Origin of the sequence: Nonomuraea sp. NPDC049504 (assembly GCF_040676845.1) — a bacterium.
Classification (GTDB): domain Bacteria; phylum Actinomycetota; class Actinomycetes; order Streptosporangiales; family Streptosporangiaceae; genus Nonomuraea; species Nonomuraea salmonea.
Genome location: NZ_JBFAPT010000037.1, coordinates 56,234 through 68,743, shown reverse-complemented (window position 1 = coordinate 68,743; position 12,510 = coordinate 56,234). Strand labels below are relative to the sequence as shown.

Sequence of the window (12,510 nt, the reverse complement as noted above, 5' to 3'; positions counted from 1 at the left end):
GTGGCATATGGAGAAGTCTGTGGAAGAACGTACGGCTGGCACCAGCTCGAGCGGCGGCAGCCGTACCGGAAGGAACCTGCCTGCCGCTATCGCGGTCGGGGTGGTGCTGGGCGCGCTGGTCCTCGGGACCATCTACACGGTCAAGGAGCTGTTCCTCCTGGTCGTGGTGGGCTGCGTGGGCGTCGGTGTGGTCGAGCTGACCAGGGCGTTCGCCACCCGCGACATCGCGGTGCCCGTTCCGCCGGTGCTGGTGGGGCTGGTGGCGATGCAGGCCGGCGCCTACTGGGGCGGGCCGCTGTGGATGCTGGCGGCGTTCGCGGTGTTCGCGTTCGTGCTGCTGATCTGGCGGATGTTCAGCGCCGGCACCGACGGTTACGTACGCGACGCGTCGGCGTCGGTGTTCACGCTGTTCTACCCGGCGATGCTGAGCGCGTTCGTGGCGCTGCTGCTCAAGCCCGACGACGGCAGCCACCGGGTGTTGATCTTCATCGCGGTGACGGTGGCGAGCGACATCGGCGGCTACATCGCCGGCGTGCTGTTCGGACGCCACCAGCTCACGGCGATCAGCCCCAAGAAGACCTGGGAGGGGCTGGCGGGCTCGCTGGTGGCCTGCATCGCGGTCGGTGGCTGGCTGGTGACCTGGCTGCTGGGCGGCGAGCTGTGGCAGGGTGCGCTGATCGGGGCGCTGGGCGCGCTCCTCGCGACCGTGGGCGATCTGATCGAGTCGATGATCAAGCGGGATCTCGGCATCAAGGACCTGGGGACGATCCTGCCGGGGCACGGCGGGTTGATGGACCGGCTCGACTCGCTGGTGACGACGCTGGTGCCGGTCTGGCTGCTGATGACGATCTTCTTCTAGCTCGGGTGCTGGTGTGCCTGCATCGCCTGGACGGTGATGGGGGAGAGCCAGAGCCAGCGGACGGCCTCGCCCCCGAATGCGAATCCTGACATGTCGGGCATATGGGGTGGGTTGGCCTGCATGAGCACCCCCGAGTACTGCGGGCCCAGCGGGAACGTCTCCGGCTCGTGATACCACTTGGCCGTGTGGCCGTGGCCCAGCCAGGTCACCGAGTGCCACGGATATTGACACAACCACACCAGCAGCAGCGCCGCGTCGCGCGGGTCGTCGCGGGTGGCGACGGCCAGCTCGACCCTGGCGTACGCGCCGGGCCGGTCGATCCACTGCTCGACCGTCGGCATGCGCTGGCAGCTCATCCCCACCGTCGACAGCACGGTGAAGCCCCGCTCGCCGTGCGGCGGCCGCTCGGTGATGCCGACGGTCGGCAGCCGCTCGCCGCTGGCGTCCCAGTAGCGGCCCGCCGGGCCCAGCACCCCGTCGAGGTGACCCATCACGAACTGCTGGAACGACGGCCACGACCCCTCGCCGTGCCGCCAGCGCCAGTAGGATCTGGCGTTCGAGATACGGGGCCGCAGCCCTTCGAGCGCCTCCGACAGCGCCCAGGCGAACGGCGACTCGCCCACCGCGTCGCGGGCGTACCCCGGCATGCCGCGGCTCATGTCGGCCCAGCCGGGGATGACCGCGAGCAGCTCGTCGTCCTCATAGAGCGCCACGCCGTCGCCCTCCTCGAACCACAGCGGGCTCAGCTGCCCCAGCGGGCGGCGGCCGTCGGGGTGCAGCGTGTTGGGCCGCGGCATGAGGGGCGGGCGGCCTGCGTTGATGCGGGCCAGGTCGACGACCAGCGGTGCGGGACGATGGTTGGCCAGCCACACGGCCCCGTGGACCGTGCCGTCGGGCGAGCACAGGTAAGCTACCGAGGAGTCCTCGTCCCGCTCGACGACGAGCGTCCGGCTCCCGTACGGGTTGCCGGCGGCGAGCACGACCTCGGTGCCACCCTCGCCAGATGCCGACCGAAAAATCGCCATACGAGATGACTGTAGATCGGCCGGAGACCAGGACGCGAGCCTCACAGTGACCAGGAATTCCACCTCCGATCCGAACGTTCACTACCCTGGTCGCAAACCCCTCAAGCAAAGGCAGCACAGTGTCCCAGCCTCCTGGTCAGCTCACCTTCGTCGCACCGCGACGGGCCAAGCCCGCCCGGCACCTGGCCGACCTGTCGATGGCCGACCGGCGGGCGGCGGTCACCGAGCTGGGCGAGAAGGCGTTCCGCGCCGACCAGCTCTCGCGCCACTACTTCGAGCGCCTCACCACCGACGTGCAGGCGATGACCGACCTGCCCGCGGCGGCGAGAGACAGGCTGGCCACGCTGCTGCCCGACCTGCTGACGCCGGTCAGAGAGCAGACCACCGACGGCGGCACCACGCGTAAGACGCTGTGGAAGCTGTTCGACGGGGCGCTGGTGGAGTCGGTGCTCATGCGCTATCCCGACCGGGTCACCATGTGCGTCTCGTCGCAGGCCGGTTGCGGCATGAACTGCCCGTTCTGCGCCACCGGTCAGGCCGGCCTGACCAGGAACATGTCGACCGCCGAGATCGTCGAGCAGGTCGTCGCGGGGGCCAGGGCACTGGCCGCGGGCGAGGTGCCCGGCGGGCCCGGGCGGGTCAGCAACGTCGTGTTCATGGGCATGGGCGAGCCGCTGGCCAACTACAAGCAGGTCATCGGGGCGGTGCGGCGGCTGGTCGAGCCCGCGCCGCACGGGCTGGGCATCTCCGCGCGCGGCGTCACGGTCTCCACCGTCGGGCTGGTGCCGGCCATCGGCAAGCTCGCCGACGAAGGGCTGCCGGTCACGCTGGCGCTGTCGCTGCACGCGCCCGACGACGAGCTGCGCGACACGCTGGTGCCGATCAACACGCGGTGGAAGGTCGCCGAGGTGCTCGACGCCGCGTGGGCGTACACGGCGCGGACCAAGCGGCGGGTCTCCATCGAGTACGCCCTCATCAAGGACGTCAACGACCAGGAGTGGCGGGCCGACCTGCTCGGCAAGCTGGTCAAGAACAAGCTGGTGCACGTCAACCTGATCCCGCTCAACCCGACCCCGGGCTCCAAGTGGACGGCCTCCCGGCCGGAGGACGAGCGGGCGTTCGTGCGGCGGCTGGAGTTCCACGGCGTGCCGGTGACCGTCCGCGACACGCGCGGCCGCGAGATCGACGGCGCCTGCGGCCAGCTCGCCGCCGCCGAATAAAACCCGCCCAGCCCCCGCACAGAAACCGGCCCGCGCAGAACCCTGGCCCGCACAGAAACCGGCCCGCACAGAAACCGGCCCGCACAGAAACCGGCCCGCACAGAAACCGGCCCGCGCGGGAAAAGCGACGCGCGGGCCCGTGCGGGGTGGTGCCTGGGCGAACGGTCGAGGTCGAGGTTACGTGCGGGTGCGGCGGAGCCAGGTGTAGGCGGTCAGGGCGAGGGCGCACCAGGCCAGGGAGATCGCGCCCAGCTCCGGCAGGCGGGTCACCAGGTCGCCGGCGTTCGCGGCTTTCATCCAGCTGATCAGCGGCACGGTGAGCCAGGTCGGGGCGGTGGCGCTGAGCAGGAGCATGGCCAGGTAGCCGAGTATCAGGGCCATGACTGAGACGGCCGGTGAGGGGAGCACGGCCCTGCTGGTGAGGGCGCCCAGGGCGGTGCCGGTCAGGGCCGACACTCCGTACAGGAGCACTGCCGCCGCCAGCACGCCCGATGAGGGGCGCTCTGTGACGCCGAGCAGGAGGGCCCAGAGCAGGGAGAGTGCCGCGAACACCGCACACGCCGCGAACGCCGCCAGCAGTCCCGCGGCCACCTCCTTGCCGCGCCCGCCCACCTGGACGGCCGACATCTCCCGCTGCCGGTCGGGCTCGGTGTCGAGCAGGCTGCGGGCCGTCCAGGCGAGGACGGGGATCAGCAGCACGGCCCCGTCGGCCAGGACGGAGGCCTCCTCGCCGCGAGGGGCCCTGCTGCCGTGCAGGATCGCCTGCATGGCCAGGGTGAGCAGCAGCGCCTGGTAGACCCGGTGCGAGCGGACGTACGCGGCCACGCGGTAGACGGCCAGCGCGATCATGGGCTCTCCTCGATCCTGCGGGCCGCGTAGCCGTCCTCGCGCATCCTGGCCAGGAAGCCCGGAACCTCTTCGGCGGGCAGGGTGACCTCCACGGTGGCATGGGCGCGTACGGCGGCGGGGGCGGCCGTGCCCTCCTTGAGATGGCCGTCCATCATGGCCCACTGCCGCAGGCCGGGCAGGTCGCGCAGCCCGCCCTGGTGGTCGGAGGCGATGACGATGCCGCCCCGCCCGGCCACCTCGGCGGCGATCGCGGGCAGCGCCGCGCGCGTGTCGGCGTCGAGGCCGGCGAACGGCTCGTCCAGGATCAGCAGCCCCGGCTCGGCCATCAGCGCCTGCGCCAGGCCCACCTTGTGGGCGCTGCCCTTCGACAGGTCGCCGAGCGCGGTGTCGAGCAGGTGGCCCATGTTCAGGCGCTCGGCCCAGGGCTCCCAGCGGGCGCCGCCGCGTACGCGCGACATGTGCCGCAGGTACGCGGTGACCGTGAACGGCTGCCCGGTGGGGAGCCGGTCGGGGGCGAAGCCGACGACCGCCGGACGTTCGGTGATCGCACCCGAAGTGGGTTTCGCGAGCCCGGCGAGCAGGCGCAGCAGGGTGGACTTGCCTGCCCCGTTGGCGCCGGTCAGCTCGATCACGTCGCCCGGCGCGAGACGTGCGTCGGCCTCTTCGATGACGAGAGGGTCACGTCTTCGATATCGGAAGGAGACTCTGGACAGCCGCATGATCCTGTAACCGTATATGTCGGGTCGCAGGGCCGGGATAAAGGTCCGACAATGGAGACACCCCAGCACATCTCAAGAGGAGTGAGGCTTGAACCGCTTTCCACGCGTCATGGGCATGCGTTCAGGCTATGACCCCGTCGAGGTCGACGCTCTGATCGGGCGGATCGAGTCGACCTTGGGCCGGGGCTCCCACCTCCTGGAGCCCGTCACCGCCGACGAGGTGCGCCGCGCGACGTTCCGCGCCGTGCGCGGCGGCTACCAGGAGACCGCGGTGGACTTCGCGCTGGAGGCGTTCGTGGTGGCGCTGGAGACGCAGGCCAAGAGGCCCGTCCGGCTCGCCATGGCCGAGCCGACGGGCGACATGCTGCGCGAGGAGTGGTTCGAGACGCAGGCCGCCCGCGTCGAACGGGTCGGCTTCCGCTCGGGCCGCATGGGCACCGGCTACAACGAGGACGAGGTGGACGCCTTCCTCGACCGCATCGTGGCCACGCTGCGCGGCACGACCGACTACCCGGTGACGGCCAAGGAGGTGTGGACGGCGAAGTTCTCGACCGTGCTGTTCAGGGCCGGTTATCTGATCGCGGACGTCGACTCGTTCCTCGCGGGCATCGCCGACGTCCTCGATCAGCGTTCCTAGCGGGCCGCCTCGTCGTACGCGGCCTCGACGGCGGCGCGCAGGCCGTGCAGGCCGGGCTGGACACGCTGGATCACCGACGGGTCCTCCGGCTCATGGCCGAGCCGGTTGATCCACACGCGCGGCAGGCCGAGCCGGTGCGCGGGCACCTGGTCGTGGAAGTAGCTCTGGGCCACGTGCACCCATGCCTCCGGCTCGTACGCGCTCCTGAACACCTCGAAGTGCGCGAACTCCGGCTTGTACGCCCCCGCCTCCTCCGCCGTCACCACCGCCTCGAACGGCACCGGCAGCCGCCGCAGCGCACCGGCCACCAGGTCGCGGTCGCAGTTGGTGAGCAGCGCGAGCCGCCAGCCCGCCGCGCGCAGCTCCGCCAGGCCGGCCGCGACGTCGGGGAACGGCGGCCAGTACGGGATCGTCTCGCCCAGGATCGAGGCGTCGTCGGGGGCCAGGTCCACCTTCTCCTCGGCGCACGCCCTGCGCAGCGTCTCGGCCAGCACGTCCCGGTAACGCAGCACCGGTTTCGTGGTCTGCACCTCGGGCTCGTGTCGCGTGTACGCCTCAAGCAGCCGCTCGCCCTGCCCCGGGGCCACCAGCTCGGCGCCGGTGCGGATGCCGTGCCGCCAGTCGATCAAAGTGCCGTAACAGTCGAATGTCACCCATCGCATACGTCACATAATGGGGGCCATGGCGATATCCGTGCGTCCCATCGATGCTGAGGACGAGCGTGTCGTGGCCCGCGTGCTCACCGACGGCTGGGCGGGCACCACCGTGATGGCGCTGGGCAGCGGCGAGCTGATCGACGCCGCCGCGCTGCCCGGCTTCGTCGCCGAGCTGGACGGCGAGGTGGCGGGGGTGCTCACGTACGCCGACCGCGGCGGCTCGCTGGAGGTCATCACCATCAATGCCGTCGTGCCGGGCAAGGGGGTGGGGGCGGCGCTGCTCGACGCCGTACGGGCGGTGGCGGTGGCGCAGGGGCTGTCCAGGCTCACCCTGATCACCACGAACGACAACACCCATGCGCTGCGCTTCTACCAGCGCTACGGCTTCGACCTGGTCGCCCTCCACCGGAACGCGGTGGACCGGGCGCGCGACCTGAAGCCGGACATCCCGGCCGAGTCGGACGGGATCCCGATCCGGCACGAGCTGGAGCTCGAACTCCTCCTCTGAACGGCCCTCACGAGCACTCGGTGACCGGCCGCAGCCTGCCCGGCCCCTGACCGCTGGGGCCAGGGCCCGGAGGTTCCTGGCCGGGCGGGGGTGTGCCATGCGGGCCGTGCGGGCCTCCGTGCGGGCCTCCGTGCGGGCCCGCGGGCTGCGGAGGCGGGCCGGTCGGGCCGTGGCCGCTCGGGCCGTGGCCCGGAGGTTCCTGGCCGGGAGGCCCGGGTTCTTCGGCGGCGCGGGCACGGTGCAGCAGCGCGACGATGACCGAGGTCACCGGCGCGGCCAGGAACGCGCCCGCGATCCCGGCCACCACGCTGCCCACCGCGATCGCCACCAGGATCACCGCGCCCGGCAGGTCGAGCGCCTTGCCGTAGATCTGCGGCGCCAGCACGTGCCCTTCGAGCTGCTGCACGGCCACGGTCACGGCGACCACGATCAGCGCGACCAGCCACCCCTTGGCGACGAGCGCGACCACGGCGGCCAGCAGCCCGGCGACGAACGCCCCCACCACCGGCAGGAACGCCCCCGCGAACGTCAGCACCGCCAGCGGCAGCGCCACCGGCACCCCGAGGATCCACAGCGCGACGCCGATGAAGAACCCGTCGACCAGCCCCACGATGGCGACGCCCCTGATGTAGCGGCCGATGACGGTGAAGATGAGCGCCCCTGTCTCGGCCAGCTTGGGCCGGGCGGTGGCGGGTGCGAGGGCGGTCAGCCAGTGGAAGAGCCGGTCACCGGAGTGCACGAAGTAGACGGACAGGATGACGGCCAGCACCGCGCCGACCACGATCTCGCCCGCCGTCCTGACCCCGGCCAGCGCCCCGGTGGTGATCTGCCGGTTGCGCGAGGACAGGTAGTCGCGCGCCTGCGCGAGCAGCTGCCGGTCGTCGAACCCCAGCCGGACCGCCAGCCGGTGCAGGTCGTCGAGCACCTTGCCGACGCTCGCGCTCAGCTCCGACAGGCTGGCCACGGTGGGCGGCACCAGCAGCGCGAACAGCGCACCGGCCACCAGCAGGCCGCCGGTGAAGACGACGGCCGTGGCCAGGGCGGGCCCGGCGCCGCGCGACCTGAGCCAGCGGGCAGGCGGCACCAGCAGCGCCGTCAGGAAGACCCCGATGACGATGGACAGCGCCACCGTACGCAGGTGATGGAGACAGAACAGGACCACCGCGACGACCGCGATCCACCCGAGCAGCCGCCACGGCCTCATCCTCTTGCCCCCCGATCGTGCCTGGTCAGAGGAGTTCCCCAGGCCGATCGGGGGCAACCATGGCTAGGCGGGCGGCGCCAGGTGAGCGTGCTGGGAGCGCTTGCCGGCCGCGTACTCCTCCTTGGCCGTCCGCGTGGCGTCGGTGGTGGCGACCTGCGCCACGGGCACGTCCCACCACGCCTCGGACGAGGGCACGTCGTCGGCCAGGCGGTCGGTGGGCACGTAGATGACCGTGGTCTCGTTCGACGACCGGGCCGTGTCGAGCGCCTTGCGCAGGTCGGCGACCGACTCGGGGCGCAGCACGGTCGCGCCGAGGCTGGCGGCGTTGGCGGCGAGGTCGACGGGCAGCGGGCCGCCGTCGCCTGCCTGGTAGGCGGTGCCGAGGCGTTCGGCGCCGACGCTCTCCGACAGCCGCCCGATGGAGGCGAAGCCGGAGTTGTCGACCAGCACCACGATGAGCTTGACGCCGTCGGCGACGGCGGTGACGAGCTCCTGGGCCATCATCAGGTAGGAGCCGTCGCCCACCAGCACGAACACCTCGCGCTCCGGAACGGCCCGCTTGATGCCGAGCCCGCCGGCGATCTCGTAGCCCATGCAGGAGTAGCCGTACTCGACGTGGTAGCTGCCGGGGCCGCTGGGCCGCCAGAGCTTGTGCAGGTCGCCCGGCATCGACCCGGCCGCGCACACCACCACGCCGTCGTCGCCGGCCGCCGCGTTGACCGCCCCGATCAGCGCGGCCTGCGAGATCGGGGTGCGCTCCACCGCGTACGCGGCGTCCACGGCGGCGTCCCAGGCACGGTTGAGCTCGGCGGCGCGCTCGCGGTGGCCGTCGGGCGTGCTCCAGCCGGCGACCGCCTCGGACAGGTCGTTCAGCCCCTCGCGGGCGTCGGCGACGAGCTGCAGCCCGGACAGCTTGGCCGCGTCGAAGCCGGTGACGTTGACGTTCACGAAGCGGGCGCCGGGCGCGAAGATCGTGCGGGAGGCGGTGGTGAAGTCGCTGTAGCGGGTGCCGACCCCGATGATCACGTCGGCCTCGCGGGCCAGCGCGTTGGCGGCCGTGGTGCCGGTGGCGCCGACCGCGCCGACCGCGAGCGGATGCCCGTACGGCAGCGCGCCCTTGCCGGCCTGCGTCTCGGCCACCGGCACGCCGTGCGCCTCGGCGAACGCGCGCAGGGCGCCGGTGGCCTCGCCGTAGATGGCGCCGCCGCCGGCCACGATGAGCGGGCGCTCGGCCGACCGGAGCAGCTCGGCGGCGCGGGCCAGCGCCGCGCGCTCCGGCCTGGGCCGCGGGATGTGCCAGACGCGGCGAGCGAACAGCTCCTCCGGCCAGTCGTACGCCTCGGCCTGGACGTCCTGCGGCAGCGCCAGCGTGACCGCGCCGGTCTCGGCCGGGTCGGTGAGCACCCGCATGGCGGCGAGCAGCGCGGACGGCAGCTGCTCCGGCCGGTTGATGCGGTCCCAGAAGCGGGAGACCGGCTTGAAGCAGTCGTTGACCGAGACGTCGAAGGACCGCTGGTCCTCCAGCTCCTGCAGCACCGGGCTGGCGACCCGGGTGGAGAAGATGTCGCCGGGCAGCAGCAGCACGGGCAGCCGGTTGATGGTGGCGCCCGCCGCGCCGGTGATCATGTTGGTGGCGCCGGGGCCGATCGAGGCGGTGCACACCAGCGTGGACAGGCGGTTGCTCGCGCGGGCGTAGGCGGCGGCCGTGTGGACCATCGCCTGCTCGTTGCGGCTGAGGTAGTAGGGCAGCTCGTCGCCAGAAGTGGCGAGCGCCTGGCCGACGCCGGCCACGTTGCCGTGGCCGAAGATGCCGACGACGCCGCCGAAGAACCGGCGTTCGACGCCGTCACGCTCGCTCCACTGCTGCGCCAGGAAGCGGACGACGGCCTGCGCGACGGTCAACCGGATCATGACGTCCTCCCGAACGGCAGTCTGGGGTCGATGTCCTGGCCCGCCCAGGAGGAGCGGATCCAGGCGTGGCGCGGGTCGTCGCAGAACGCCATCGACCGCTGCTCCATGGGGCCCGCCAGGACGTTGAGATAGTAGAGGTCGTAGCCGGGCGCGGCCATGGAGGGGCCGTGGTAGCCGTACGGGATGAGCACCACGTCACCCGAGGCCACTTCGGCGAGCGTGTCGATGTGGCCCCGCTCGGAGGAGTAGACGCGCTGGTAACCGAGGCCGTCGCCGGCGACCTCGAAGTAGTAGATCTCCTCCAGCACCGCCTCGCCGGGGTTGGGCGTGTCGTGCTTGTGCGGCGGATAGGAGGACCAGTTGCCGCCGGGCGTGAGCACCTCGACGGCCATCAGCTTGTCGCACTCGAACGCGTCGGGCGCGCAGAAGTTGTTGACCTGGCGGCTGGCCTGGCCGGCCCCCCTGATCTCGACGGGCACCTCGGAGGCGGGCACGTAGCGCGGGTCGAACCTGCGGGTGGCGCGCGCCGAGGGCAGCGCGACGCGGCCGGCGCCGGTCAGCGTCACCTCGGTGCCGATCGGCACGTACGCGAAGTCGGACGGCCCGTCGAAGACGGAGGCCCGCCCGGCCAGCTCGAACTTCTGGCCAGGGATCACGACCGTGCACGAGCCGGCCAGCGGCAGGACGAGCAGCTCCTCATCGCCGGTCTCGAACGTGACCGGGGCGTCGCCCAGGTCCGTCACCCGCAGCCCGGAATACGTCCAGCCGGCCGAGGACGGGGTGACCTCCACCGTCCAGGGGTCGCGGGCGGCTTTGCCGTGAGGAAGGTAGGTCATGCGCGAACCTCTCGCACCAGGGCCGCGGCACCGTCGACCGCGGCCGCCACGTCGTCGTCCGGGGGGTAGAGCAGGGCGCGCCCGACGACCAGGCCGCGCACCCCGGGCAGGCTCAGGGCGCGGTGCCAGTCGGCGTAGGCGGCGTCGATGTCGGGCGGGTCGCCGCCGAGAAGCAGCGCGGGCAGCGTGGTGGCGGCCATGACGCGTTCCATCTCGGCCACGGCGGGGATCTTCAGCCAGGTGTAGGCGGAGGTTACGCCGAGGGCCTGGGCGATGCTGATGGCCTTGATCACCGCGTCGGGCGACAGGTCGTTGCGTACGACGCCGGATTCGTTACGGCCTGACCAGAACGGCTCCACCATCGCCACCAGCCGCCGCCTGGCGAGGTCGCTGACCGCCCGCGCGCACGACTCCAGCGTGGCGACCGTGGCGGGGTCGGACGGGTCGATGCGGCAGAGCATCTTGCCGCCGTCGAGCCGCATGGCGTCGATGGAGTCGGCGTCGAAGCCGGTGAAGCGGTCGTCGAGCTCGAACGCCGAGCCCGCCAGGCCGCCCCTGTTCATGGAGCCGAAGGCGAGCTTGCCCTCAAGGGCGCCGAGCAGCAGCAGGTCTTCCAGGACGTCGGGGGAGGCCAGGATGCCGTCCACGCCGGGCCTGGCCAGCGCCACGCGCAGCCGGTCGAGCAGGTCGACCCGGCTGGCCATGGCGAGCGGCCGGTCGCGCACGGCGAGCGCGCCCCTCGCCGGGTGGTCGGCGGCGATGATGAGCAGCCGCTCGCCCTCGCCGGGCAGGCCGCGCCGCTCCCTGCGGGCCGCGGCGGCGGCGATCTCGCCGGGGCTGGTGGCACGGATGTGGGTGAGCCGCCCGTAGTCGGCCACCTTGGGCAGCGTGATGTCGCTCACGAGCGGGCCCCGTTCAGCAGGTCGTCCACCTCGGACGTGGTGGGCATGGCGTCGGCGCAGGCCAGGCGGGCGGCCACGAAGGCGCCGGCGGCGTTGGCGAAGCGCAGCGTGCGTTCGAGCGGCCAGCCGCGCAGCAGGCCGAGGCAGACGGCGCCGCCGAACGCGTCTCCCGCGCCGATGCCGTTGACGACCTCGACCTTCATCGGCTCGACCAGCGCGCTCTCCTCGGCGGTGCGCGCGAACACGCCCTCGGGGCCCATCTTCACGATCGCGACGCGTACGCCCGCGTCGAGCAGCGCCTGCGCGGCGGCCTCGGGGTCGCGGACGCCGACCGCGACCTCCACCTCCTCCTGGTTGCCCACAGCCACGTTCGCGTGCGGCAGCGCGCGCTGCGCGGCCTCGTGGGCGGCCTCGCGCGACTCCCAGAGGCTCGCCCGGTAGTCGAGGTCGAAGACGGTCCAGCCGGAGGTGCGCGTCTCGAGCGCGGCGGCGTGGGCGGCGGCGCTCGGCTCCTTGCTGAGCCCGGTCAGCGAGAACCAGAACAGCGGGGTGCGGGCGATCGCGTCGAGGTCGAGCATGGACGGCTCGATGCGCAGGTCAGGTGGATGCTCGCCGCGGTAGAAGTAGATGGGGAAGTGGTCGGGCGGGAAGATCTCGCAGAACGTCACGGGGGTGGGTGCGCCCTCGATGGTGCTGACGAAGGCGTCGTCCACGCCGAAGCCGCGGATCGCCCGGCGTACGTAGTCGCCGAACGGGTCGGCGCCCACTCCGGTGATCACGGCGGGGCGCAGCCCGTGGCGAGCGGCGGCGACGGCCACGTTGGTGGGGCTGCCGCCGAGGAACTTGCCGAAGGTCTCGACGTCGGCCAGGCCGACCCCGGTCTGCAGCGGGTAGACGTCGACGCCGCAGCGGCCGATCGTGATCAGGTCGTACAACAGCACCTCCAGGGACGGAGCTTACCCTCGACACTATGGCATATTGTCATGACATTCGGATGTCCGCTATGTTGCGCTGTGTGCCCCGTCCGAAACCCCTGTCGCTCACCCCTGCGGGCGCCGGGTCGTGAAGATCGCTCCTGCCTGGGAAAAGGCGCAGCATGTGGGCACTTCCTTGATCATGGCCAGGTCTTTACGTCATCTGAATGTCATGACATATTGGCCCATGGCTGCCTCCCTTTATGGACA

13 protein-coding genes are annotated in these 12,510 nt (G+C 72.0%); 4 read left to right on the top strand and 9 right to left on the bottom strand.

The features are described from left to right. Positions 1 to 19: 19 nt before the first annotated feature. Entirely contained in the window at positions 20 to 859 is an 840-nt protein-coding gene (locus AB0K28_RS45120) for a phosphatidate cytidylyltransferase (protein WP_364382986.1), read from the top strand. Here the strand turns inward: AB0K28_RS45120 and AB0K28_RS45115 are convergent. Beyond that, positions 856 to 1,884, bottom strand: a complete 1,029-nt coding sequence (locus tag AB0K28_RS45115; protein WP_364382983.1) for a suppressor of fused domain protein — start codon at positions 1,882 to 1,884, stop codon at positions 856 to 858. The two genes, AB0K28_RS45120 and AB0K28_RS45115, sit on opposite strands and share 4 nt — an antisense overlap. 119 nt (positions 1,885 to 2,003) lie before the next feature. Between AB0K28_RS45115 and rlmN the strand changes: the two genes are divergently transcribed. Then, the gene (rlmN, locus tag AB0K28_RS45110; protein ID WP_364382980.1) at positions 2,004 to 3,104 is read left to right on the top strand and encodes a 23S rRNA (adenine(2503)-C(2))-methyltransferase RlmN; all 1,101 of its coding nucleotides are present in this window, start codon (positions 2,004 to 2,006) and stop codon (positions 3,102 to 3,104) included. Between the two features lie 177 nt (positions 3,105 to 3,281). On the opposite strand, the gene AB0K28_RS45105 is transcribed toward rlmN, so the two are convergent. After that, complete coding sequence (locus tag AB0K28_RS45105; protein WP_364382977.1) at positions 3,282 to 3,953, bottom strand: hypothetical protein; 672 nt, start codon at positions 3,951 to 3,953, stop codon at positions 3,282 to 3,284. After that, a complete protein-coding gene (locus tag AB0K28_RS45100) occupies positions 3,950 to 4,672 on the bottom strand; it encodes an ATP-binding cassette domain-containing protein (protein WP_364382974.1) in 723 nt (240 codons plus the stop codon). Before AB0K28_RS45100 ends, AB0K28_RS45105 begins: the two co-directional genes overlap by 4 nt. Before the next feature lie 88 nt (positions 4,673 to 4,760). Between AB0K28_RS45100 and AB0K28_RS45095 the strand changes: the two genes are divergently transcribed. Next, a complete protein-coding gene (locus AB0K28_RS45095; RefSeq protein ID WP_364382971.1) occupies positions 4,761 to 5,309 on the top strand; it encodes a DivIVA domain-containing protein in 549 nt (182 codons plus the stop codon). On the opposite strand, the gene AB0K28_RS45090 is transcribed toward AB0K28_RS45095, so the two are convergent. Then, positions 5,306 to 5,971, bottom strand: coding sequence for an HAD family hydrolase (locus AB0K28_RS45090; protein ID WP_364382968.1), 666 nt, complete (start codon positions 5,969 to 5,971; stop codon positions 5,306 to 5,308). The genes AB0K28_RS45095 and AB0K28_RS45090 overlap by 4 nt on opposite strands. A gap of 19 nt (positions 5,972 to 5,990) precedes the next feature. Here AB0K28_RS45090 and AB0K28_RS45085 point away from each other — a divergent pair, with 19 nt between their 5' ends. Continuing rightward, entirely contained in the window at positions 5,991 to 6,473 is a 483-nt protein-coding gene (locus tag AB0K28_RS45085) for a GNAT family N-acetyltransferase (protein WP_364382965.1), read from the top strand. Positions 6,474 to 6,480: 7 nt separating this feature from the next. Here AB0K28_RS45085 and AB0K28_RS45080 read toward each other — a convergent pair whose 3' ends face one another. The 5 genes from AB0K28_RS45080 to iolC all read right to left on the bottom strand — a co-directional run bounded on the left by AB0K28_RS45080 (position 6,481) and on the right by iolC (position 12,261). After that, the gene (locus AB0K28_RS45080; protein WP_364382963.1) at positions 6,481 to 7,677 is read right to left on the bottom strand and encodes an AI-2E family transporter; all 1,197 of its coding nucleotides are present in this window, start codon (positions 7,675 to 7,677) and stop codon (positions 6,481 to 6,483) included. A 63-nt stretch (positions 7,678 to 7,740) separates the two neighbouring features. Beyond that, positions 7,741 to 9,588, bottom strand: coding sequence for a 3D-(3,5/4)-trihydroxycyclohexane-1,2-dione acylhydrolase (decyclizing) (gene iolD / locus AB0K28_RS45075; protein WP_364382960.1), 1,848 nt, complete (start codon positions 9,586 to 9,588; stop codon positions 7,741 to 7,743). Continuing rightward, positions 9,585 to 10,424, bottom strand: a complete 840-nt coding sequence (iolB, locus tag AB0K28_RS45070; protein ID WP_364382957.1) for a 5-deoxy-glucuronate isomerase — start codon at positions 10,422 to 10,424, stop codon at positions 9,585 to 9,587. Before iolB ends, iolD begins: the two co-directional genes overlap by 4 nt. Then, positions 10,421 to 11,251 (bottom strand): deoxyribose-phosphate aldolase, encoded by an 831-nt coding sequence (locus tag AB0K28_RS45065; protein WP_364383047.1) that lies wholly within the window; start codon positions 11,249 to 11,251, stop codon positions 10,421 to 10,423. Before AB0K28_RS45065 ends, iolB begins: the two co-directional genes overlap by 4 nt. A 71-nt stretch (positions 11,252 to 11,322) precedes the next feature. Beyond that, entirely contained in the window at positions 11,323 to 12,261 is a 939-nt protein-coding gene (gene iolC / locus AB0K28_RS45060) for a 5-dehydro-2-deoxygluconokinase (RefSeq protein ID WP_364382954.1), read from the bottom strand. Positions 12,262 to 12,510: the final 249 nt, after the last annotated feature.